The sequence below is a fragment of the Pelorhabdus sp. sgz311002 genome (assembly GCF_056134285.1).
This window is the reverse complement of record NZ_JBWBCL010000003.1, coordinates 376,190-399,328: the sequence shown is the minus strand read 5'-3', so window position 1 is coordinate 399,328 and position 23,139 is coordinate 376,190. Positions and strand designations below refer to the sequence as shown.

The following is a 23,139-nucleotide window of genomic DNA, read 5'->3' as shown; positions in this document are numbered from 1 at the left end:
TTACGGGTAGCAAGTAAAAGTTGCATGGCTGGCAGGCCAATAAAAAGCGCATTTATGCGCAGCCAGTTTAAAAGGGCTATGCCCGAAAATGAAAAACCACCCGCTATGCGGGTGGATATTTATTGTATAGAATTAGAATTGGTCAATGACTATATGCAATCCTATATAAAGTTATAGTGATATAGTTTATACAGAGATATTCGATAGATATATAAATCAGATTTATTTAGCATGATCTACAGACACGGTAAATTATCGTCTAATTTAGGTATAAAAAATTACCGTCAGCGATTTTTTTATCACTGACGGCTGTTTTTCTATTAGTTTCATAGTATATGTAGTTATCTACTATACGCGGTTAGAGCGTGATTGAAGACACCAATGAACAATACCTAGAACAAGCAAAGTTGCTAAGAAAATACTGCCGTCCTGCAAAGTCAATCCTTCCGAGCTTAGAATCAATAGTTTGCGAACAATAGCGGCAATGGCTACTTCAATAAAAATAGTCGTTTTAATTTTTTCACCGCGCAAATGACGAATTTCCGAGTTCAGCAGTTCTGATAATGTCCATAAGATGAGTAGTGATCCTAATGAGTGAATTGCTGCCGTGCTAAGGTCGCCGCCGCCAAAAATATTGGATATCTCTGAGAAGAACATATACAGAGCAATAATAACAGTAATCACTAAAGCCAAACAAAAGAACATATGCAACAGTAGTGTAAATCGCTTCATATAATTTGCTACTAAACACTCAAAATGATTGCTATTTTCTTGACAATTAGCTGGTTCAAAGTCTTTCAACAAATAAAAACAACTCCTTGTTGATAATGTTTATTTTATTTGTTATTATAGCATAAAATGAAATAAATAAAAAACCTCTAATACAAAATTTTAATTGTTTTTTGCATTAGAGATCTTTCGTGCCCAATATAATTTAGTATGATATTACTTTACGCGGGAGAAAATACTAAGAACTTTTGCTCCAGTACTGCGAACGCGACGGAACGGAGTAATGCTTACTTTAATTTTTGGCTTCATGTCACGTTCAGAACCAAAATCTCCCCGCTTAATATTCGTTGTTTTTAGTTTATCAGGGTGAAGATATTCTTTCATTGTTTGAATGGCTCGGTCAGGACGGCTTTGTTCTTCACAAGTATAAATATCAATTGCGGCAAAGCCTCGATCAGGATAGGTGTGGACAGTCATATGACTTCCCGCGAGTAGCGCGAGAACAGTGAGGCCTTGGGGCTCAAAAGTCTTATGAGAAAAATCAAGTAATGTCAAATTGGCATTTTTCAGCGCGGCAAGTACTGCAGTTTGAATAAATTCAATACTGTTGAGATCTTTAAAACTGCAGCCATAGAAATCGGCAGTAATATGTCTTCCGATGGATTTCAACAATTGTCGCCCCCTTAGTCAGTCTCTAAAATAGTACATAATCCTATTATACAACTTTTCATTTTAAATCGCGAGTAAAAAAATGTCCAGTGATTTTTATTGGTAACTGGAAAAATAATTTCTGGTAAGAGCTGCAATTTTGCTGTAAAATAATAAGGCAAAATGAAAATTTTCACTAATGGTTTAGTAAGGAGTGACTTTTATGAATAAAGTACAATTGGCTTCTGGAGTATATTATGTAGGAGCAATCGATTGGAATCTGCGCGATTTTCATGGCTATACAACACCGCGTGGTGTAACCTACAATTCCTACTTGATTGTTGATGAAAAAATCTGTCTCGTTGATAATGTCAAAGAGTACATGAGTGATGAACTGATTGCGCGTATTTCGGAAATTGTTGATATTGCCGATATCGACTATGTAGTTACAAACCATGTAGAGCCAGATCATTCCGGTTCTTTGCCGCGGATTATGGAACTGGCGCCAAAAGCAAAAGTTGTTTTGACAGCACAAGGCCGTCCGGAAGTGATCAAGCATTATGGCAAAGAATATGATTTTATGATTGTTAAGCAAGGGGATACTTTAGATCTTGGCAAAAACAAGCTGCATTTTATGCCACTTCCGATGTTGCATTGGCCTGATTCTATGGCCTGCTATCTTGACGGCGAAAAAATTCTCTTTTCAAATGACGCCTTCGGTCAGCATGTGTGTTCCTCAAAATTGTTTGATGACGAAAATGACTTGACAGTAGCGCTAAAAGAAGCAGCTAAATACTATGCGAATATTCTTATGCCTTATACACGTTTGATTCCTAAAGCAGCAAAAGCAGTAAAGGAACTTGAATTGAAGATGATTGCGCCTAGCCATGGTTTAGTGTGGCGCAGTCATGTAGAAGATATTCTCACTAAGTACGAACAATGGGGAACTGGGCATAAAGAAAATAAAGTTATTATCGTGTATGATACCATGTGGGGCGCTACCGATAAAATGGCAAAGTATGTACTTGAAGGGATTGCTTCAACAGGTCTGCAGGTTAAACTTTATAAAACTTCAGTGGCAGATCGCAGTGATATTATGCTTGATCTCTTAGATGCAAAAGGTTTAGTTGTGGGATCTTCAACGCTCAATAATAGTGTCATTCCACTAGTAGGCGCTTTTTTAGTCTATTTGAAAGGCTTGAATCCATTTGGTAAGCGCTTAGCTGGATCTTTTGGCACTTATGGCTGGAACGGCGGCGCCCAGGGAGATATTAATGAATTTTTAGGAAAAACAAACTTTGATCGTTTTAATGAAGGCTTATTTGTAAAATGGAAGGCTGATCAAGCTGAGCTTGACCAATGCTTTGAATATGGCGTGGCCTTTGGGAAAAAGATACTAGAAGAGTACTAAGAAAAAGGGCTGAGAAGCCCTTTTTCAACTATAAAGGAGAAGTGTATGGGACAGAAAAAACGAAAAGAAGGGCAGCCTACGAATGGAATCTGCCGGGTAGTGTTACGTCGCGGCGGAACGCATCGAGTGGAGGAAGGACATCCTTGGATTTTTCAAAGTGAGATTGATTATATTGACGGCGAATTTGAACCAGGCGACATTGTTGATGTCTATTCTAGCAGGCAGTATTTTATTGGCCGTGGCTTTATCAATCCTCAGTCGCAGATTATTGTTCGGATTCTTAGCAGAGAACCAGAGACGATCGACTATGATTTTTTCAAAAAAAGGATTCAAACGGCTTGGCAGTATCGGCAGCAGTTTTTAGCAGAACCGGAATTTTGTCGGTTAATTTACGGCGAAGCCGATTTTATGCCAGGTTTGATTATTGATAAATTTGGCGATATTTTTGTTCTACAGACTTTAGCCTTGGGAATTGATGTCCATAAGCAAACGATTCTTGCCGTTTTAGAAGAACTCTTTGCTCCGACAGGAATTTATGAGAGAAATGATGTGCCTGTTCGCAAGTTAGAGGGTCTCCCACTTCAGACCGGTTATTTGAAAGGTGATTTCCCTACGACGATTACAGTTAAGGAAAACGGCTTTACTTTTCAGGCTGACGTGGCTCAGGGACAGAAAACCGGTTTCTTTTATGATCAGCGGGAGAATCGGGCCTTTTTGCAACAGCTTGTAAAAGATCAGGATGTACTGGATTGCTTCTGTCACACAGGTTCTTTTGCCGTACATGCAGCGAGTTATGGGGCGAAAAGCGTAACGTCTGTTGACATTTCCGCTGAAGCAATTGAACTGGCCAAACAAAATGCCGCTTTGAATCAAGTAGAGGAAAAGTGTAATTTCGTAGTAGCCAATGCGTTTGATTATTTACGGACGATTTCCGATGAAAAGAAAACTTACGATGTGGTCATTCTGGATCCGCCTGCCTTTACTAAAAGTCGTAATGCCATTGACGGCGCAATCAGAGGATATAAGGAAATCAACTTGCGCGGGTTAAAGCTAGTTCGTCCCGGCGGTTTCCTTATTACTTGTTCTTGCTCATTCCATATGGAACGCGAACTCTTTCATGAGGTTGTGCTTGCTGCCGCTAATGATGCGAAACGTACAATTCGGGAAGTGGAATATCGCACGCAGGCTAAAGATCATCCGATTTTGCCAGCATCCCCAGAAACACATTACTTAAAGTTTCTTGTTGTACAAGTTTTTTAGCAAAATTTGAATTTTAACGATACAATGTATAAATTAAAGGATTTTGTAGCAAAACAAATATAAACGATCTAAAATGGACTATTTCTACGGAAATAGTCCATTGTTAAAAGTCAAAAGGTCAAATAAAATAAGGATAAAGGTCAGTAAAAGTCAAAGAGAAAAGCGAGGTGATTTTATGAGCAATGTAGCCGATATGATTGAACAGTTTATATTGCGAAAATTGTCTGGCCAAAAAGACGACATGCTGATTTTAAAACGTAATGAGCTGGCAAGCTGGATTGATTGCGCTCCGTCCCAAGTAAGCTACGTACTCAGTACGCGGTTTACGATTGATCGTGGTTATATCGTTGAGTCGCGGCGCGGCTCTGGCGGCTTTGTCCGTATCGCTCGCCTTCCCTTTGCTGAAATCGTTCATCATGAGACTAGAAGGATTGATGATGAGAATTTGTCGAAAGACGAAGCGATCGCTTTAATTGGCAGGTTAAAGGAACAGAATTTTATTACTCAGCGTGAAGCTGCTCTAATTGAATACTTTTTTACTATTTTTTATGATAAAGTCAGCCCGGCAGATCGGCCCCAACTAATTCGTTCCGTCTTATTAGTTCTCGCCAGACAGTCCGAGCGCAGCGGGGAGTGAATTCGATGTTATGTGAACGGTGTCAGAAACGACAGGCAAGTATGCATATTACAAAGATTGTTAATGGACAGAAACAAGAGCAGCATCTTTGCGAAGAATGCGCCAAAGAATCAGAAATGCTCGTTTTTGCCGTAACCCCTAATGTCTTTACTGTGCAGGATTTTTTGAAAGGTATGTTTCATCCTGTTAGCCATCAAGAGCCGAAATCAGCCGTGGCTTGCCCTGAATGCGGTATGACTTATCAGGATTTTAGCCGTAGCGGCAAAATTGGCTGCGGCACCTGCTATAAGGTTTTTGCCCAAGATTTAGAACCGGTGATTCGCCGGATTCATGGCACTAGCGCTCATACTGGCAAGGTGCCGCGGCGCAGCGGCGAAGTGTTGGAAGTTAGACAGAAGCTAAAACGACTTCGCCAATCCTTAGAAAAAGCTGTAGAGCGAGAAGAATATGAAGCTGCAGCGTCTTTCCGTGATGAAATTCGCGCCCTAGAAAGTGAGATCAATGCTTTTGAAGGAGGCGAACAGGCATGAGTGATTTTTCGCAGGAAATTCTTCAGCCGTGGATGCTCGGCGGCGGCCCGGAAAGTGATGTGATTTTAGCAAGTCGTATCCGCTTAGCTCGCAATTTAGCAGGCGTTCCCTTTCCAAATCGCAATGAGGCTGGCGAATTGCAGAAAGTAATGCAAACTGTTTGTGCTACGAAACAATCTTTAGAGCGAGACGGACAACAATACCGAATTATCGCGATGGAAGGGCTTTCGCCGCTTGAACGCAGTATTTTAGTGGAGAAACATTTAATTAGTCCGCATCTTGTTGAAAATTTTTCAAATCGCGCGGCTCTTATTCGTTCTGACGCTTCTGTCAGTATTATGGTGAATGAAGAAGATCATCTACGAATTCAATGCATGGAACCAGGCCTTGACTTGACAAAGGCTTTGGCCAATGCCGATCAAGTCGATAATGTTCTCGAAGAAACATTAACCTTTGCGTTTAGTGAACAGTTAGGCTATTTAACGGCTTGTCCTACTAATGTCGGTACAGGGATGAGGGCTTCCTGCATGCTTCATTTACCAGCTCTTGTTCTAACCCAGCAAATCAATCGGATTATGGGCGCTGTTACACAGTTGGGGCTTGCTGTTCGCGGGATTTATGGCGAAGGCACGGAAACCATTGGCAATATTTTTCAAGTTTCGAATCAATTGACCTTAGGATATACAGAAGAGGAAATTGTTGACCGCTTAAGTGGTGTAGTATTACAGCTGGTTGGCCAGGAAAGAACGGCTCGGCAAATGTTGTTCAAACAATCAGAAGAGGCTTTGGCTGATCGGCTATGGCGAGCTTATGGTATTTTACGTTACGCTCGCACTATTACGGCAAAAGAAGCCTTGGCGAAACTCAGTGAAGTACGTCTCGGCGTCGATATGGGAATTATTAATGGGGTTGACCCGAGCATTTTTAACGAATTGCTTGTCTTTACACGACCAAATTATATGAGTAGAAAGTGCCAGGAACAGGGCGTTCCGGCCGAGGCTAGAGGTCAGCTGAGAGCAGCATTTATTCGCAATAGATTAGCACAAAATGAAGGAGGGAATCGATGATGTTGAATCGTTTTACTGAAAGAGCTAGACGGGTTTTATTATTAGCGCAGGAAGAAGCACAGAATTTTGGTCATCCTTATGTAGGCACAGAGCATTTGCTGCTAGGCCTTGTTGACGAGGGATCAGGGATTGCCGCGAAAGCTCTTGCCTCACTAGGTGTGCAGGCGGAAGCGATTCGCCAGCAGATTGAAGCGGTGATTGGCAGCAGTGGGGCGCAGCCAGCCAATGAAATTACTTATACGCCGCGAGCAAAGCATGTGCTAGAGCTTTCCTTCGAAGAAGCGCAGCAGTTTGGTCATAATTATATTGGGACGGAACATTTACTGCTTGGTCTGATCCGCGAGCAGGAAGGGATTGCCTCACAGGTTCTTGTCGGCATGGGGGCCGACCTCGCTGTCGTCAGAGAAGCTGTTTTAAAACTCTTAGGCGCCTATTCCATGGCTGGCCAGACGCCGCAGCCGCAAGCGCCGAAAAGCAATAGCGCTGGCGGACAAACTCCTTCACTTGACGAATTTGGGCGTGATCTAAACAAGTTAGTGCAGGAAGGAAAAATTGATCCGGTTATTGGCCGCGACAAAGAAATTGAGCGAGTCATTCAAATTTTAAGTCGTCGGACTAAAAATAATCCCGTATTGATTGGCGAGCCTGGCGTAGGAAAAACCGCTATTGCTGAAGGATTGGCCGCTAAAATTATGGAAGGACGCGTACCGGAATTATTAAAAGATAAACGAGTCATTTCTTTAAATATTGCGTCCTTGGTAGCTGGATCTAAGTATCGCGGCGAATTTGAAGAACGGTTGAAAAAAGTAATGGAAGAAATTCGTCAAGCTGGTAATATTATTTTATTTGTCGATGAAATGCATACTCTTATTGGCGCTGGCGCTGCTGAGGGGGCTATTGATGCTGCTAATATTTTAAAACCGGCCTTGGCGCGCGGTGAACTGCAGGCAATTGGCGCGACAACACTTGATGAGTATAAAAAACATATTGAAAAAGATGCCGCCTTGGAACGACGTTTCCAACCGATTCAGGTGGGTGAACCAACTGAAGAAGACGCCATCGAAATTTTAAAGGGAATTCGCGACAAATATGAAGCGTTCCATCGCGCTAAAATTAGTGATGAAGCGATTATCGCCGCAGTCAAATTGTCACATCGCTATATTTCCGATCGCTTTTTACCTGATAAGGCCATTGACTTGATGGATGAAGCCGCATCACGTGTGAGAATTCAATCTATGTCGTTGCCGCCTGATTTATCTTCTTTGGAAAAACGTATCACCGCTATTCAGACGGAAAAAGAAGCGGCTATATCAACACAGGAGTTTGAACAAGCTGCTAAATTGCGTGATGAAGAGCAAAAACTAATCAAAGAGCTGGAACAGCGGCAAAAAGAGTGGAAGCAGCAGGGCAGCGGCCTAGTAGAGGTTACGGAAGACCATATTGCGGAAGTAGTAGCAAGTTGGACCGGGGTTCCTGTCAAAAAATTAACGGAAGGCGAGTCTGATCGTCTGCTACAGTTGGAAGAAATTCTTCATAAGCGCGTAATCGGTCAAGATGATGCAGTAAAAGCGGTTGCCAAAGCAGTACGGCGCGCCCGTGCTGGTCTAAAAGATCCGAAGCGTCCCATTGGTTCCTTTATTTTTCTTGGGCCCACAGGGGTTGGTAAAACGGAGCTAGCTAGAGCTTTGGCGGAAGCCATGTTCGGTGATGAAGAAGCGATGATTCGCCTGGATATGTCAGAGTATATGGAAAAACATACTGTATCACGGCTGGTAGGAGCGCCTCCTGGCTATGTAGGCTATGAAGAAGGCGGCCAATTAACAGACGCCGTGCGGCGGAAGCCTTACTCGGTTATCTTACTCGACGAAATTGAAAAAGCTCATTATGATGTATTTAATATGTTGCTGCAGGTCTTAGAAGATGGACGGCTTACTGATAGTAAGGGGCGGACTGTTGACTTTAAAAACACAGTGATTATTATGACATCGAATGTGGGAGCGAAACATCTTAGAAAAGAAGGCTCCTCTCTGGGCTTTATGGCTGTGAAAGATGAGGCCAAAGAAAACGATCAGGCTAAAGCGCAGGTAATGGACGAAGTGAAACGGACTTTCCGGCCTGAATTTTTAAACCGTGTTGATGAAATGATTGTGTTCAGCAGTTTAAATGATCAAGATTTAGGCAAGATCGTTGATATTATGTTAGCTGATGTCGCAAAACGGTTGAAAGCCAGTGAGTTAGCTTTAGCGGTTGACGAAGCAGCGAAGCAGGAATTAATTAAAGAGGGACGAGATCACGCTTATGGTGCTAGACCGCTTCGCCGGGCGATTCAAAAGCTGGTAGAAGATGAAGTAGCGGAACTGATGCTCAAGGGGACAGTAAAGAGCGGCGATACGATTGCTGTTAGTGCGGATGAACAGCATAAACTGACCTTTGCTAAACAAGACTAAAGCAGGAAAGCGGCTTTGATAAAGCGAAAACAAGCACTCTAACGATCTTAGAGTGCTTGTTTCGCTCTACATGTATAGAAAGGGAGAGAAGGCGGAAAGTGGCTAAAAATAAAACAGTTTATGTTTGTCAGGAGTGTGGCCATGATTCTTTGAAGTGGCTGGGAAAATGTCCGGCTTGCGGCGCTTGGAACAGTATGGTAGAAGAGGTTGTCGTGAAGACGGCCGCAAAGGCTTTTCATGTGCCAGCAGCGAAGCCACAGCCGATTACAGCTGTCAATTCTGCCGCTCTACCGCGTTTTTCCATCGGTATGAAAGAATTTGATCGCGTTCTTGGCGGGGGGATTGTTCCTGGGGCATTGATTTTGCTCGGAGGCGATCCTGGTATCGGAAAATCTACTTTACTCTTGCAAGTAGCTGGTTTTGTTAGCCAGACGCAGGGGAAAGTTTTATATGTATCCGGTGAGGAGTCGGCAGCACAGACAAAGTTGCGGGCTGATCGATTAGGAACGCTGCAAGATCAGCTGTTAGTTATGACGGAAACGAATCTTACGGTTATTGAGACAGAAGCTGTAGCGATTCAACCGGCTCTGCTAGTCATTGATTCGATTCAAACTATGTATAGTCCTGACCTTGATAGTGCGCCAGGCAGTGTCGCGCAAGTTAGGGAATCTACGGGCAAACTGATGCGATTAGCAAAGGAAAGTTCGATTCCTGTTGTGATTATTGGCCATGTTACTAAAGAGGGGAATATTGCGGGACCGCGTATGCTGGAACATATGGTGGATGTAGTTCTTTATCTGGAAGGCGAAAGAAACTATGCTTTTCGAGTACTTCGAGCCATTAAAAATCGCTTTGGCTCTACCAGTGAGAGTGGGCTGTTTAGTATGGAGGAAGAAGGCCTCGGGGAAGTGAAAAATCCTTCGTCGCTACTCTTAGCCGAACGACCGGAAGATGCGCCAGGTTCTGTCGTCGTAGCTTGCCTCGAAGGCATTCGCCCGCTGCTAATTGAAGTGCAGGCGCTTGTGAGTACGACTGTATTTGGCATGCCGCGACGGATGGCGGCGGGCTTTGATTATAACCGCTTAATCTTGCTAATGGCTGTTTTGGAAAAACGCTTGGGACTAAATCTCGGTAACCAAGATGCCTATGTCAATGCCGTAGGCGGCATTAAAGTCAATGAACCAGCCGCTGATTTGGCCATTGCGCTTGCTGTGGCCTCGAGTTTTCGGAATATCGCCGTTTCGCCACTCACTGTTGTTATGGGAGAAGTGGGGCTTACTGGCGAGGTTCGCATGGTTTCGCATATTGACCTTAGAATTCGCGAGGCGGCTAATCTGGGATTTCAAAAATTTATTATTCCCCAGGGGAATGTAGACAGGGTGAAAGGCGACTATCATCTGATTGGCGTATCATCGATTCACCAGGCAATGGAGGCGGTATTTAGTGACTAAAGTCAAAGAAGAGCGTTTGTGGGATGAACGCTTTATTGAAATCATGGGAAAGCTAGCGCCAGGCACGCCGCTTCGGGACGGGCTGGAAAGCATTCAGCGCGGTAAAATGGGCGCACTCGTATTGATCAATGATAATAAAGGCGCCATGGAGTTAGTGGATGGCGGCTTTGTGATTAATGCTGAGTTTACTCCTGCCGGGATTTATGAATTAGCGAAAATGGATGGCGCGATCGTGCTATCAGAAGATGGCAAGAAAATTTTAGTAGCCAATGCCCAGCTTGTACCGGAATACACGATAGCTACAAGTGAAACAGGTACAAGGCATCGAACGGCCCAGCGCGTCGCTAGACAGACGGGCGCTTTAGTCATTGCCATTTCTCATCGGCGCAATATCATCACCGTCTATCTAGGAAATCGCCGTTATATTTTGAGTGAAATTTCCACGCTGCTCAATCGCGCCCATCAGGCTTTGCAAACGTTAGAGAAGTATCGCATTGTGCTCAATAAGGGATTATCGACACTGATCGCCTTGGAATTTGAGGATTTAGTTACATTAGGTGATGTGATTTCGCTTTTGATTCGCGCTGAGCATGTTAGTCGGATCGTACAGGAAGTCAAACGCTATATTGTCGAACTCGGTACGGAAGGACGCCTTGTGAGCATGCAGCTAGAAGAGTTAGAAGTGGAAAAAGATATCGTCGAAGTTTTACTGAAAGATTATGCGTTGCTGGAAGAAAATCAGACCGCCTGTCTTCTGCGCAAACAAATTGCTGAATTGCCGGAAGACCATTTGGAAGCGACTGTGTTAGGTCGGCTGCTTGGTTATAGTGTGACAGCCAATGCCTTAGATCTGCCGATGGTGCCGCGAGGCTATCGAATTTTAGCCCATATTCCTCGTCTGCCACAGCTTGTGATTCAAAATCTTGTGCAGCATTTTAATACCTTGCCCCGCATTGCTGGTGCAACGATTCAAGATCTTGATGATGTAGATGGAATCGGCGAATCGCGGGCTAAAATGATTAAAGACGGTTTGAAGCGAGTACGCGAGCAGGCGCTGTGGGAGCGACACAGCTAGGGGCTTTTATATTTTGACATGTCGATATTTTCGATATAACGAGCGATCGCACGGTTGTCTTCAAGTCGGATAATGCGAAACCGCTGGTTTTGTTCCGTAATTACTTCATCGCCAACGGCAACGACAAGCGGTACATACATTAAAGTTTCGCCAGTTTGTTCATGAATGATTAAGTAGTAGTCATAAACTTTTTGCGGCGGTTGCAGAGGTTTTGGTTGGATTCGAAGTAGCGGCCAAGGCGAAGCGGCATAGAATAAAACAGCGCCGCCGAAAAATACAAGAAAGCCGAGACAAAGATAAAGCAATAATTTTTTTTTCATAGCCGCCTCCTCGCCGCTTACGAGTCTTTCCTAGTTAGAATAGCCTTAAATTCTTGCCTTTATGTACTACAAGCGCGAGAAGATACTAAACGCGAAAGGACAATAAAAAAAGACGACAGGCTCTGTCGTCATTTGTTGCAAAATCACTATGATGTATGCCATTAGGTCAAGTTAAATACACCTAAAGTTTTTACATTTTTGCACTCTTTCGTAATGACCTCATCTAAAGTTAGTCCAGTCAAATTGCAAAGGGCCGCTAAATAAAAGAGACTGTGGCCGATTTCTTTTGAAAGAATTTCCTGACAGGCAGGGCAGGGCGCTCCTGATAGATGGGTCTGCATATAATTTTTGAGTTCTTTAAATTCCGTATCTTCCGGAATTTGCTGTTTTTGAGCATGAATACTCACGCAGCCGCACTCGGTCACTGCTTTGGCTAGAGCACGATTCACGCGGGTCGTTGTTTCTTGATACTTTGTCATTACATCCATAACACTGCGGTGACGAATTAGGTATTCATCAACAACAGATTGAAAGTCTAAGCAATCATCTTCAGGCATGATTTGTGCACCTCACTTTGAAATCTATTATATAGAGGCCGCTAGGCAATTGTCAACAAAGAGCGTAATTTACAGAGAATTGACAAGTAGAGTCTCTTGTGCTACAATAGATAAATTTGACAATCAACCCTTCCTTTGTTATACTAAACTCATTATCTCTGTCTTTTCTGAAGGGATAAGGAGTATATATTTTTTCGGTTTTGGCAATACTATCCATTAGAAATTTGTTTTGAATTTTTTGGAAGAAAGGAGGTGCTAAGAGTTTGCTAGATAAGATTTTACGCTTTTCCTGTTCTTTGTTGGCCGCTGTTGGCGGTGTCGTTTTGACTGACAGGATTATGCCTTTTATTCAGGATTTGTTGAATGTGGATTTGCTCAATTATGGAATCTTCGGTATTACGCTGGCTACCTTGCTGCTTTTTATTCTAGGAGCAAGTATTGGCGCAATTATCGGATTTTTGCTGGCTCCTTACTTAATTAGTAACTTGTGGAAATTTACTTATTGGGTTGAAGCGCAATTGAACAAAATGCCTATGTATGATGTACTGGCCGGGTCCATTGGTTTGGCGATCGGTCTTATCATATCCAGTTTGCTTGGAGCGGCTTTTTTACCGTTGCCTATTGTCGGTAAATATATTCCTGGACTGCTTAGTATTATTTTAGGGTATTTGGGAATTAATGTGGCGATTCGCAAACGTGACGAGCTTGTAGCTCTGGTTACGGCGATTCCCTGGATGAATCGCGAGAAAACAAAAGAAAAGGCGGCTGCTGTATCATCGGCGAAAATTTTAGATACAAGTGTAATCATTGATGGTCGCATCGCTGATATTTGCAAAAGTGGTTTTATTGAAGGTACGTTGCTCATTCCTGGCTTTGTATTAGAAGAATTACAGCATATTGCCGATTCATCAGATTTGTTAAAACGAAATCGAGGACGGCGCGGCCTGGATATTTTAAATCGTATGCAAAAAGAATTAGGTCTGGTTGTTCAGATTGATTCCCATGATTTTGAAGATATTGCAGAAGTGGATGCTAAGCTAGTCAAGCTTGGCCAGTTATTAAACGCCAAAGTAATTACCAATGATTATAATCTTAACAAGGTTGCGGAACTACAGGGTGTTTCTGTTCTTAATATTAATGAACTGTCTAATGCCGTAAAGCCTGTTGTACTGCCAGGCGAAGAGATGGTTGTGCATATTGTAAAAGATGGTAAAGAAAACGGTCAAGGTGTTGCCTATTTAGATGATGGCACGATGATTGTAGTTGATGGCGGTAAGCGTCACATGGGAGAAACAATTGGAGTTTTAGTTACATCGGTCTTACAAACGGCCGCAGGTCGGATGATTTTTGCCAAGCTTAAGGCAATGGAACGGGCCTTATAAATGACACTGGGAGGCTTATCAATGATAACGGCAATTATTGCCGCTGCCGGACAGGGAAAACGTATGGGGCTTAAGAGGAACAAGTTATTTGTTCCTCTTTTTCATGAGCCGATTCTAGTGCAAACTGCAAGAGTGTTGGCAAGTGTAGCTCTCATTGATTCCTTGGTGATTGTAGCGGAAAAAAATGAAATAGATGAAATTGACACGATGCTCCAGGAGGCGGCGCTTGCAAAACCCTGGAAAATCATTGCAGGCGGCAGTGAACGGCAGTATTCTATTGCCAATGCCTTAAACAGCCTTACTGATGACGGATTGGCAGTCATTCACGATGGCGCCAGGCCGTTAATTGATCCTGCCACGATTGTCAGTGCGATCGAACGGGCGAAAGTAGTAAAGGCTGTTGTGGTAGGCGTGCCAGTGAAAGATACGATTAAAGAAGTCGTTGCTGGTAAGATTCAGGCGACACCGGATCGGAAGCGCTTATGGGCGGTCCAAACGCCACAGGTCTTTGATACTGCCTTACTAAAAAAAGCTTATGAAGCCGCTGCAAGGGACGGAGTGCTTGGAACTGATGACGCTTCGCTTGTGGAACGATTGGGAGTGGCTGTAGAGATGGTGGAAGGCAAATACGAAAATATAAAAATTACTACGCCGGAAGATTTGACAGTGGCTAGGGCATTTTTGCAACAGCCAGTCTTGCCGCGTGTCGGCTTTGGTTATGACGTTCACGCCTTTTGTGAGGGGCGTCCGCTTATTTTAGGTGGTGTAGAAATTCCTTATTCGCTAGGTCTTAAGGGACATTCTGATGCGGATGTGTTGCTTCATGCAATTAAAGACGCTTTGCTCGGTGCAGCCGGGCTTGGTGATATTGGTCGCCATTTTCCTGATACAGATCCGCGGTATAAGGGGATTTCTAGTCTCATACTGCTAGAAGAAGTTTTTTCACTGCTAGAGCAGGAGGGGTATTACGTACATAATATTGATGCGACGATTATTGCGGAAGCACCCAAAATGGCGCCTCATATTGCGGCGATGAATCAAAAGATTGCTACAGCCTTACATACTGCCACAAAACAAGTCAATATAAAAGCAACTACAACAGAGAAACTTGGTTTTACCGGTCGCCAAGAGGGGATTGCCGCGCAAGCGATTGCTTCGATTATTCATGTATAAGCTGCTAAGCATTGCATATATTAGAAGCAAATGAATTTGCTTAGCGGAGGGATTTGCTGATGAGACGCAAAATATGCTTTCTTCTCATTCTGTTTAGTCTCACTCTTTTTGTCAGTCAGCCTTCAGTGGTTCAAGCAGCGGAAAATGGCTTTAAAGTAAATTTTTCTTTTGTCAGGCAAAATGACGGAACTACCTTGGGGGAAGTCTGGTATAATGATCAGATTTTTTGGCGGCTCGTCTGTTTGTCTGATGGCGTAAAAACAGCAGTTGGACAGGCTGAATCTCATACTACTTATATTGTGCCTGATATAAATAAAGGGTTTTTCTATCTGACGTTATATAGTCCTTGATTTTTTAAAAACTGAAAAAGGGCAAACTAACCGGGACAAAGGGGAAAAGTCCCGGTATTTTCCGTTTTTTTATTTTTTTTTGCAGGATGTTTTTGGCTAACAGCGAAGTAAAATAGTTCAGGAAGAGGAGGTTTCAATTGTGAATCAACAACAACCCATTCGCGTTCGGTTTGCCCCGAGTCCTACAGGACCCTTCCATATCGGCGGCGCCCGTTCGGCGTTATTTAATTGGCTGCTAGCCAAACAAACCGGGGGCGTTTTTGTCCTGCGGATTGAAGATACTGACCTAGAGCGTTCGACCCGTGAATCGGAAGAAAATATTAAAGAAGCGCTCCGCTGGCTTGGTCTTACCTGGGATGAAGGAATTGATGCCGGCGGCGAGTATGGACCATACCGCCAGACTGAAAGACTTTCAATCTATCAGGAATATACGGAAAAACTTTTGGCAAGCGGCAAAGCCTACCACTGCTATTGCACTGATGCCGAGTTAGAAGAAGAGCGGCAAAAAGCAATGGAAAGCGGACAAATGCCGATTTACTCCGGTAAATGTAGTCATTTGACGCCCGAAGAAGAAGCGAAACTGGTCGCTGAAGGCCGTAAACCAGTCGTGCGGCTTCGCGTACCGGAAAATCAGCAGATTGTTTTTACTGATATGGTACGGGGAACAGTTTCTTTTGATTCTAATGGCGTTGGCGATTTTGTCGTTGTCAAATCAAATGGAATTCCTGTCTATAATTTTGCTGTTGTTCTTGATGATAGTCTGATGAAAATTACTCATGTTATTCGTGCCGAAGAACATTTATCCAATACGCCGCGGCAAGTTCTGATTTATGAAGCGTTAGGGTTACCTGTGCCAACTTTCGGCCATATTTCGCTCATTTTAGGTAAAGATAGAACGAAAATGAGTAAACGTCATGGCGCAACATCGGTGCAGCAGTACCGTGATCTCGGCTACTTGCCGGAAGCGCTTGACAATTTCCTTGCCTTACTTGGCTGGTCGCCTGTAGGCGAAGAAGAGTTTTTCTCTTTAGACGAACTTGTCAAAGCTTTTTCGATGGATCATGTGGCAAAGAATCCGGCTGTATTTGATATTGATAAGCTGAATTGGATCAATGCCCACTATATTCGTCAGGCAGCGCCAGAAAAAGTGCTCGAACTGGCTTGGCCGCATCTTGTTGCCGCTGGTTGTGTGCAAGAAACCGTGAGTGAGACGGAAAAAGCTTGGCTCGTGAAAGTAACAGCTGTGTTGCAAGAATACATTAGTTATGGCGCTCAGCTTGTTGATCATATTGGCCTATTTTTAAATGATGAGTTTACCTTGGAAACGGAAGAAGCAAAAGCAGTTTTACGAGAAGAAACCGTTTCTAAAGTAATGGATTTGTTTGAAGCAAAACTGTTGGCTTTAGAGGAAGTCAATGAGAGTTCTGTGAAAGCTCTGATCAAAGCCTTGACGAAAGAGCTGAAATTAGGTGGAAAATTTGTCTATATGCCGCTGCGCGTAGCTTTGACAGGGCAGATGCATGGGCCAGAACTAATCAGTGTGATTCCGCTATTAGGCAAAGAACGGACGCTACAACGAATGAAACGGACCTTGGCGACAGTCATTTGACATGACCAGACCTGTCGTATATAATTTTGGATAGAATCAACGGCTTTGAACAGGAGAGTAAGTACTAAAGTTTCTGCAGAGAGGCGAGGGCTTGGCTGTGAACCTTGCTGAAAGGATGGTACCGAAATGCACCTGGGAGCTGGAAAGCTGAAATCGAGTAGGCTTTCTCGGATTGCCCCGTTAACGGCGCTGCAAGGGTTTCTCTTAGAGAAACCAAAACAGAGTGGGACCACGGACCACCGTCTCTGTATGAGCCGGTGGTCTTTTTTTATGGCTTCAGACAAGTTTCTGAAGAAAGCGTAAAGGAGGAAGTCAATGTTTAATAGGCTGAGACGGGATATTCAGGTTGTGTTTGAGCGGGACCCAGCTGCACGCAGTGTAGTAGAAGTGCTCCTTTGTTATCCAGGATTGCATGCGATCTGGCTCCACCGGATTAGCCACAAGATGTATCGCCGCGGTTGGATTTTACTGCCTCGTATGATTTCTAATTTCGCCCGGTTTTTAACCGGAATAGAAATTCATCCAGGAGCAACGATTGGAGAAGGTTTATTTATTGACCATGGTACTGGCATAGTAATTGGCGAGACCGCGGAACTTGGTAAAAATGTTACTCTCTATCAAGGAGTCACCTTAGGGGGGACTGGCAAAGAAAAAGGGAAGCGTCATCCGACGGTAGAGGATCATGTGATGGTAGCCAGCGGCGCTAAGGTGCTAGGTTCGATTCGAATTGGCGCTCATTCTAAGATTGGCGCAGGTTCCGTGGTACTCAAAGAGGTTCCGCCTCATTCGACGGTTGTGGGCATTCCTGGCATGGTTGTCTGTCGCTTTGGCGAGCGGATTGATAGTGAGTTTCCTTGTGAAGGAGTTTGTCCCAGAGAGAGTGATACGGACGAAGACGATGATGATGTAGATTTGAACCATAATGACTTACCAGACCCTGTAGCGGAAATGCTGCGTTGTATGCAGCAGCATATTGGGCGTTTGGAAAATCGAATTGAAGAATTAGAAGGAGCGTTGAAGAACGATGGCCATAAAAGTATTTAATACACTAACAAGACAAAAAGAAGAATTTGTCCCGGTTGAACCAGGCAAAGTTAAAATATATGTTTGCGGCATTACCCCTTATAATCATCCTCATATTGGCAATGCTCGTCCTTTTGTAACCTGGGATGTCATTCGTCGTTATTTTGCCTTTCGCGGCTATGAAGTCACTTATGTACAAAACTTTACCGATGTAGATGATAAGATCATTAACGCTGCCAATACGGAAAAGGTCTCCTGGGACACGATTGCGAATCGCTATATTGCATCTTATTTTGAAATTATGGATAGTTTGGGAATTCGGCGTGCCGATGTATATCCCCGTGTATCTGAGCACATGCCAGAAATTATTGCGGTAGTGCAAAAACTGATTGATAAAGGCTTTGCCTATGAGGTAGATGGTGATGTCTACTATAAGGTAGATCACTTTGATGACTATGGTAAACTGAGCGGTAGATCTCTTGATGACATGCAGGCAGGCGCTCGGGTCGATGTAGATGACCGCAAAGAAAATCCCATGGATTTTGCCTTGTGGAAAAAAGCAAAACCAGGTGAACCAGCTTGGGAAAGTCCGTGGGGGCAAGGGCGTCCTGGTTGGCATATTGAATGTAGCGCTATGTCAATTAAATATTTAGGTGAAACTTTTGACTTTCATGGCGGCGGCAGCGATTTGATTTTCCCGCATCACGAAAATGAAATTGCCCAGTCCGAAGCTTGCACCGGCCATTCCTTTGTGAATTATTGGTTGCACAATGGGTTTATTACGGTAAATGAAGAAAAAATGAGCAAATCTCTCGGTAACTTTTTCTTAGTACAGGATATTACGAAACACTACCGGCCAGAAGCGTTGCGCTTCTTTTTACTGGCGACGCATTATCGCAGTCCATTGGATTTCAGTGACGAACGCCTTGATGAAGCGACGCGCAGTTTGGAACGATTGGCATCGGCTTATCAGACGCTGCTCTATTTAGAAAGTACAGCAGCCAGTGCTGTAACGGAAGATTCCCATCAGATTACAGCTGCGGCTGAAACGGCAAAAGAAGAGTTTATCGCTGCTATGGATGATGATTTCAACACGGCTTTGGCTGTGAGCAGTCTTTTTGGTTTAGCCAAGGAAATTAATATTTATAATAGTAAAATTGCATCAGGAAAAATTTCCGGCGATCAGCAAGCGATTGCTGCCGTGAAAGCCATATACGAAGAATTAGCGCAAGTCCTTGGGCTGCAAGAAGCTTTCGCGCAAAGCGGTCAAGTCGGCGAAGGCGAAAATGCTGAGTTGGTAGAGAATCTAATGGAACTTATTTTAACGATTCGTTCTGACGCGAGAAAAAATAAAGATTGGACTACAGCTGATCAGATTCGTGATCATCTGGCCAAGATTGGAATTACGGTGGAAGATTCACCGCAGGGAGCTAGGTGGAAGAAAGCGTGAAGTTTGAGCAGTTTTTAAAGCAGAAGCAAAGCACGCTAGTATTCGACGATGCTGGCGAACTGATAAAGCGCTATGATTATGACAAAACGGACGCCAAGAGTTTACCTCCCTTGATTTTGGCGTATATGGGAGATGCTTGGTTCGATCTTTTTGTGCGAACGAAGCTATTGTCTTTTGAACAAAGTAAGGTTCGCATTCTCCATGATTTTGACGCGGCGATTGTATCAGCGACGATGCAATCGCTCGCTCTTCACGCGTTAGAGAGGGAACTCACGGAAATAGAACAGAGTGTCGTTCGCCGCGGACGCAATGCGAAATCGACTGTGCCGAAAAGCGCTACGGTAAGAGATTATCGCTCTAGTACCGGCTTTGAAGCTTTATTAGGTTATTTATACATAACCAAGCAATTTGACCGGCTTACAGAAATGGGTGAAAAGGCTTTTGTAGTCATTGCCCGGGCAATGACCAACAGTAAAACCGAGCAAGATGAATGAAAGAGGTATAAAATAGTGAGTAAAGCAGATACAATTTTTATTGCCATGTGTCAAGATATCCTGCAAAATGGATATTCATCGGAAGGTCAAGAAGTAAGGGCAAAATGGGCCGACGGTGTGCCAGCTCATACCATTAAGCAGTTTGGTGTGGTGAATCGTTATAATTTAGCTGAGGAATTTCCGCTTCTGACGCTTCGACCAACGAATCTGAAAGCAGCGATTGACGAGATTCTCTGGATTTGGCAAAAAAAATCAAATTATATTCAGGATTTAAATAGTCATATCTGGGACAGCTGGGCCGATGAAACAGGCTCGATTGGCAAGGCCTATGGCTATCAGTTGGGTTTAAAGCATCAGTATAAAGAAGGCGAATTTGATCAAGTGGATCGCATTCTGTTTGATTTAAAGCATAATCCCTATAGTCGCCGTATTATAGCTAACATGTATAATCATAATGATTTACATGCCATGAATCTCTATCCTTGTGCCTACAGTATGACTTTTAATGTGACCGCAGGTAAGCTAAATGCGATTTTGAACCAGCGATCGCAAGACATACTAGTGGCGAATAATTGGAATGTAGCTCAGTATGCTATCCTTGTTCATATGTTTGCTCAGGCAAGCGGACTTAAAGTTGGTGAACTTGTTCATGTGATTGCTGATGCCCATATTTATGATCGTCATATTCCCTTGGTGGAGGAACTGATTGCACGCCCGACTTATGCGGCGCCAATTTTGCGGATCAATCCTGATATACAAGATTTTTATGCTTTTACAGTTGAAGATTTTGTTTTGGAAAATTATCAGAGCGGACAGCAAATTAAACAAATTCCTGTTGCGATTTAAAAAGGAGAAAAGCATGAAAGCAATTGTTGCGGCGGCTTCCGACTGGGGGATTGGCTATGAAGGTCAATTGCTGCAGTGGATTCCCGAAGATATGAAATTTTTTAAGGCAAAGACGCTGCAAAAGGTGGTTGTGATGGGACGGACGACCTTTGAGTCTCTGCCGGGAAAAGCCCCTTTGAAAGATCGAATTAATATTGTGTTAAGTAAACGTCAAGAGAAGCCTCATGATGCGGTGATTTTATGTCGGTCTCTGCCAGAATTATGGGAAGAGTTGAAGCAATATAATACGAATGATATTTTTGTGATTGGCGGCGCATCCGTATATCATTCGCTTCTGCCTTATTGCAGCGAAGCCTATGTAACTAAAATTTTTGCCGATTATCAGGCTGATAAGTATTTTGATAATCTTGATACGGCCCAAGAATGGAAGTTAGTTGAAACAAGTGAGATGCATGTTTATAAAGAACTTTCCTTTCAGTTTACGAAATATGAAAATCAACAGATTCTTGTCCCCAAATAAATGTTTGTGAACTTGTCATACATAATTTGATTTGCTTCGCGAAAAACTAAGAGGTGACAGCAAGTCGCTGAGGAGGAATAAAGTGTCACAGTCAGAGATTATTTGTGGCCGTAATAGTGTCAGTGAAGCCCTAAAAGGGCAGCGTTCCGTGAATAAAATTCTTGTTGCGAAAGGGGATCATCAAGGGTCCCTGAAGAGTATTATCGGACAAGCCTTAAAGCAGGGTATTATTGTACAAGAAATGGAATCAACTAAACTCACAGCGCTGGTTCCGGGAGAACAGCATCAGGGAATTGTCGCCTATGTGGCGCCGATTCAATACGTAGAAGTTGAAGATATTCTAGCGGCAGCTGCCGCTAAAGGCGAACCTCCCTTTCTCGTGATTCTTGATGAGCTGGAAGATCCCCATAACGTTGGCGCTATCTTACGTAGTGCTGATGCGGCAGGTTGTCATGGCATGCTTCTGCCAAAACGGCGTACGGCGCCGATTTCCGCAACTGTCGCTAAGACATCGGCCGGAGCGATTGAGTACGTGCCGATTGCGCGAATTGGTAATGTGGTACAAACTCTAGAAAAACTGAAAAAACAGGGGATTTGGATTGTCGGAGCTGATATGGATGGGGAAAAGAATTTTTATGAAGCGGATCTTACGGGGCCGATTGCTGTCGTTGTCGGCAGTGAAGGGCATGGCTTAAGCCGTTTGACGAAAGAAAGCTGTGACTTTCTGGTGAAAATCCCCATGAAAGGGCAAATGACGTCTTTAAATGCTTCAGTTGCTTGCTCTCTTCTGTTATATGAAGTATTAAGGCAGCGGGAGATGAAATAAGCGTGAAACAGCGGCGGAAAATTTTCTTTTTCCTTGCAGTGATAATCAGTGCGATTTGCGGCTATGCAGTTTTTGTTAATGCAGGCCTTGTTTATGCTGGTGTTACGGTAGAAGGTGTAGCTGTTGGCGGACTCACAGAAAGAGAAGTAGAGAATCTTGTACAGCTATGGCAGCAGGAAGATGAAAAGAAACCGCTGATGATTTCTGATGGCAGGTCTTCTTTTTTGCTCGAACGTAGTAAGGTTGATTTTTCTGTAGATGCGAAAGAAACGGCTGCTGCTGCCGCTGCGATTGGTCATGAAGGCGCTTATTGGGATCGAGTTCAAAAAATAAGTCAGGCTATGGTTTATGGTTGTCATATTCCGCTTAAAATTCATTATAATGAAAGTAAGCTCAATGATTTGATTGGACTTTGGCAACAGTCGATTGATAAACCGCCGCAAAATGCAGCAGTAAGCTTATTTCGGGGCGGGATTATTCCGGCGGAATCTGGTGCTCAGTTGGAGACTGAAGCGACGAAAAACTTAGTTCTTTCTAATCTACAGTCTGGCGGTGCTGTGGCCTTACCTGTTACGATCTTATCGCCCGCTATTACGGAAAAGGAAGTAGCTGCAGCTGGCTTTCATGAAGTGATCGGCTCCTTTCAGACCCAGTTTGATCCCGCTCAGAAAAATCGTAGTGATAACATTCGTTTAGCGGCGCGCCATTTAAACGGCAAAGTCCTTGCGGCAGGTGAAACCTTTTCCTTTAATGACACCGTAGGGCCGCGTGATAAAGAACATGGCTTTAAGGAAGCTTTAGAAATTGTCGGGAATGAATATGTTCCTGGGATTGGCGGCGGGATTTGCCAAGTTTCTTCTACTTTATACAATGCGGTTTTGCTGGCAAATTTAAAAATTGAAGAGCGTTATAATCATTCCAAGGCGCTAGGCTACGTGAAATTAGGCCGTGACGCTACGGTAGCCTATCAAGTCCTTGACTTTAAATTTACCAATACGACGGCAGAACCGCTCTTAATTACGGCCGAGGTAGTTGAAAACCGTTTGTCAGTCGGTTTGTTTAGCCGTATGAAACAGACTTGTCAGGTCGAAATTATTACGGAAGCGAAAAAAACGCTTTTGCCTGGTGTTGTGCGAAAAGTAGATGAAAACCTTTTATTGGGAGAAACTGAGGTAGAGCGTCAGGGAACTCCCGGTTATGAAGTGACGACGCTGCGTCTTATTAAGAGAGAGAATGGAGAAGTGCAGCGCGAATTGATTGCTAAAGACCAGTATTTACCGGAGGATTCTATTGTTCGGATTGGATCTTGTCGGCCTGACTTTAGTAAGTGAAAA

Annotated in this window: 23 protein-coding genes, 1 pseudogene and 1 other annotated feature; of the genes and pseudogenes, 20 read left to right on the top strand and 4 right to left on the bottom strand. The window is 43.6% G+C overall.

The genetic code is table 11. From position 1 onward, the window contains the following. Nucleotides 1-348 precede the first annotated feature (348 nt). Nucleotides 349-804 (bottom strand): phosphate-starvation-inducible PsiE family protein, encoded by a 456-nt coding sequence (locus AC0NJP_RS07810; RefSeq protein WP_474699385.1) that lies wholly within the window; start codon nucleotides 802-804, stop codon nucleotides 349-351. A 141-nt stretch (nucleotides 805-945) separates the two neighbouring features. After that, a complete protein-coding gene (gene speD, locus AC0NJP_RS07805) occupies nucleotides 946-1,398 on the bottom strand; it encodes an adenosylmethionine decarboxylase (protein WP_474037345.1) in 453 nt (150 codons plus the stop codon). 202 nt (nucleotides 1,399-1,600) lie between these two features. Here speD and AC0NJP_RS07800 point away from each other — a divergent pair, with 202 nt between their 5' ends. The 8 genes from AC0NJP_RS07800 (at nucleotide 1,601) to disA (ending at nucleotide 11,255) form a co-directional block, all read left to right on the top strand. After that, nucleotides 1,601-2,788: an FprA family A-type flavoprotein gene (locus tag AC0NJP_RS07800; RefSeq protein WP_474699384.1), complete on the top strand. Its 1,188-nt coding sequence runs from the start codon at nucleotides 1,601-1,603 to the stop codon at nucleotides 2,786-2,788. A 45-nt stretch (nucleotides 2,789-2,833) separates the two neighbouring features. Next, the gene (locus AC0NJP_RS07795; RefSeq protein ID WP_474699383.1) at nucleotides 2,834-4,048 is read left to right on the top strand and encodes a class I SAM-dependent rRNA methyltransferase; all 1,215 of its coding nucleotides are present in this window, start codon (nucleotides 2,834-2,836) and stop codon (nucleotides 4,046-4,048) included. A 175-nt stretch (nucleotides 4,049-4,223) separates the two neighbouring features. Beyond that, nucleotides 4,224-4,685, top strand: coding sequence for a CtsR family transcriptional regulator (locus tag AC0NJP_RS07790; RefSeq protein WP_474699382.1), 462 nt, complete (start codon nucleotides 4,224-4,226; stop codon nucleotides 4,683-4,685). Nucleotides 4,686-4,690: 5 nt separating this feature from the next. Further along, the gene (locus AC0NJP_RS07785) at nucleotides 4,691-5,215 is read left to right on the top strand and encodes a UvrB/UvrC motif-containing protein (RefSeq protein WP_474699381.1); all 525 of its coding nucleotides are present in this window, start codon (nucleotides 4,691-4,693) and stop codon (nucleotides 5,213-5,215) included. Beyond that, on the top strand, nucleotides 5,212-6,282 hold the full coding sequence (locus AC0NJP_RS07780; RefSeq protein ID WP_474699380.1) for a protein arginine kinase: 1,071 nt from the start codon (nucleotides 5,212-5,214) through the stop codon (nucleotides 6,280-6,282). The genes AC0NJP_RS07785 and AC0NJP_RS07780 overlap by 4 nt, the downstream gene beginning before the upstream one ends. Further along, the gene (locus tag AC0NJP_RS07775; RefSeq protein WP_474699393.1) at nucleotides 6,282-8,729 is read left to right on the top strand and encodes an ATP-dependent Clp protease ATP-binding subunit; all 2,448 of its coding nucleotides are present in this window, start codon (nucleotides 6,282-6,284) and stop codon (nucleotides 8,727-8,729) included. Before AC0NJP_RS07780 ends, AC0NJP_RS07775 begins: the two co-directional genes overlap by 1 nt. Nucleotides 8,730-8,827: 98 nt before the next feature. Continuing rightward, nucleotides 8,828-10,180, top strand: coding sequence for a DNA repair protein RadA (radA, locus tag AC0NJP_RS07770; protein ID WP_474037352.1), 1,353 nt, complete (start codon nucleotides 8,828-8,830; stop codon nucleotides 10,178-10,180). Continuing rightward, nucleotides 10,173-11,255, top strand: a complete 1,083-nt coding sequence (gene disA / locus AC0NJP_RS07765; protein ID WP_474699379.1) for a DNA integrity scanning diadenylate cyclase DisA — start codon at nucleotides 10,173-10,175, stop codon at nucleotides 11,253-11,255. The genes radA and disA overlap by 8 nt, the downstream gene beginning before the upstream one ends. Here the strand turns inward: disA and AC0NJP_RS07760 are convergent. Beyond that, the gene (locus tag AC0NJP_RS07760) at nucleotides 11,252-11,575 is read right to left on the bottom strand and encodes a stage II sporulation protein P (RefSeq protein WP_474699378.1); all 324 of its coding nucleotides are present in this window, start codon (nucleotides 11,573-11,575) and stop codon (nucleotides 11,252-11,254) included. The two genes, disA and AC0NJP_RS07760, sit on opposite strands and share 4 nt — an antisense overlap. 161 nt (nucleotides 11,576-11,736) lie before the next feature. Then, complete coding sequence (locus AC0NJP_RS07755; protein ID WP_474699377.1) at nucleotides 11,737-12,132, bottom strand: nucleoside triphosphate pyrophosphohydrolase family protein; 396 nt, start codon at nucleotides 12,130-12,132, stop codon at nucleotides 11,737-11,739. A 263-nt stretch (nucleotides 12,133-12,395) separates the two neighbouring features. Here AC0NJP_RS07755 and AC0NJP_RS07750 point away from each other — a divergent pair, with 263 nt between their 5' ends. From AC0NJP_RS07750 to AC0NJP_RS07695, 12 genes and pseudogenes are all read left to right on the top strand, one after another. After that, nucleotides 12,396-13,514, top strand: coding sequence for a PIN/TRAM domain-containing protein (locus AC0NJP_RS07750; RefSeq protein ID WP_474699376.1), 1,119 nt, complete (start codon nucleotides 12,396-12,398; stop codon nucleotides 13,512-13,514). Beyond that, nucleotides 13,515-14,189 (top strand): annotated as a pseudogene (gene ispD / locus AC0NJP_RS07745) (2-C-methyl-D-erythritol 4-phosphate cytidylyltransferase); the annotation flags it as partial. Between the two features lie 21 nt (nucleotides 14,190-14,210). After that, nucleotides 14,211-14,687 carry a 2-C-methyl-D-erythritol 2,4-cyclodiphosphate synthase gene (ispF, locus tag AC0NJP_RS07740; protein WP_474699392.1) on the top strand — a complete coding sequence of 159 codons (477 nt, stop codon included), beginning with the start codon at nucleotides 14,211-14,213 and terminating at the stop codon, nucleotides 14,685-14,687. Between the two features lie 59 nt (nucleotides 14,688-14,746). Then, nucleotides 14,747-15,037, top strand: a complete 291-nt coding sequence (locus AC0NJP_RS07735) for a hypothetical protein (RefSeq protein ID WP_474699375.1) — start codon at nucleotides 14,747-14,749, stop codon at nucleotides 15,035-15,037. A gap of 139 nt (nucleotides 15,038-15,176) precedes the next feature. Beyond that, entirely contained in the window at nucleotides 15,177-16,646 is a 1,470-nt protein-coding gene (gltX, locus tag AC0NJP_RS07730) for a glutamate--tRNA ligase (RefSeq protein ID WP_474699374.1), read from the top strand. A 36-nt stretch (nucleotides 16,647-16,682) separates the two neighbouring features. After that, nucleotides 16,683-16,896 (top strand) — a binding site (T-box leader). 65 nt (nucleotides 16,897-16,961) lie between these two features. Next, complete coding sequence (gene cysE / locus AC0NJP_RS07725) at nucleotides 16,962-17,690, top strand: serine O-acetyltransferase (RefSeq protein WP_474037360.1); 729 nt, start codon at nucleotides 16,962-16,964, stop codon at nucleotides 17,688-17,690. Continuing rightward, on the top strand, nucleotides 17,671-19,119 hold the full coding sequence (gene cysS / locus AC0NJP_RS07720; protein ID WP_474037362.1) for a cysteine--tRNA ligase: 1,449 nt from the start codon (nucleotides 17,671-17,673) through the stop codon (nucleotides 19,117-19,119). The genes cysE and cysS overlap by 20 nt, the downstream gene beginning before the upstream one ends. Next, nucleotides 19,116-19,613, top strand: a complete 498-nt coding sequence (locus tag AC0NJP_RS07715; RefSeq protein ID WP_474699373.1) for a Mini-ribonuclease 3 — start codon at nucleotides 19,116-19,118, stop codon at nucleotides 19,611-19,613. Before cysS ends, AC0NJP_RS07715 begins: the two co-directional genes overlap by 4 nt. Before the next feature lie 15 nt (nucleotides 19,614-19,628). Then, the gene (thyA, locus tag AC0NJP_RS07710) at nucleotides 19,629-20,459 is read left to right on the top strand and encodes a thymidylate synthase (RefSeq protein ID WP_474699371.1); all 831 of its coding nucleotides are present in this window, start codon (nucleotides 19,629-19,631) and stop codon (nucleotides 20,457-20,459) included. Between the two features lie 13 nt (nucleotides 20,460-20,472). Beyond that, entirely contained in the window at nucleotides 20,473-20,979 is a 507-nt protein-coding gene (locus AC0NJP_RS07705) for a dihydrofolate reductase (protein WP_474699370.1), read from the top strand. Between the two features lie 82 nt (nucleotides 20,980-21,061). Continuing rightward, nucleotides 21,062-21,805 (top strand): 23S rRNA (guanosine(2251)-2'-O)-methyltransferase RlmB, encoded by a 744-nt coding sequence (gene rlmB, locus AC0NJP_RS07700; RefSeq protein WP_474037366.1) that lies wholly within the window; start codon nucleotides 21,062-21,064, stop codon nucleotides 21,803-21,805. Nucleotides 21,806-21,807: 2 nt separating this feature from the next. Further along, the gene (locus AC0NJP_RS07695; protein WP_474699369.1) at nucleotides 21,808-23,136 is read left to right on the top strand and encodes a VanW family protein; all 1,329 of its coding nucleotides are present in this window, start codon (nucleotides 21,808-21,810) and stop codon (nucleotides 23,134-23,136) included. Nucleotides 23,137-23,139: the final 3 nt, after the last annotated feature.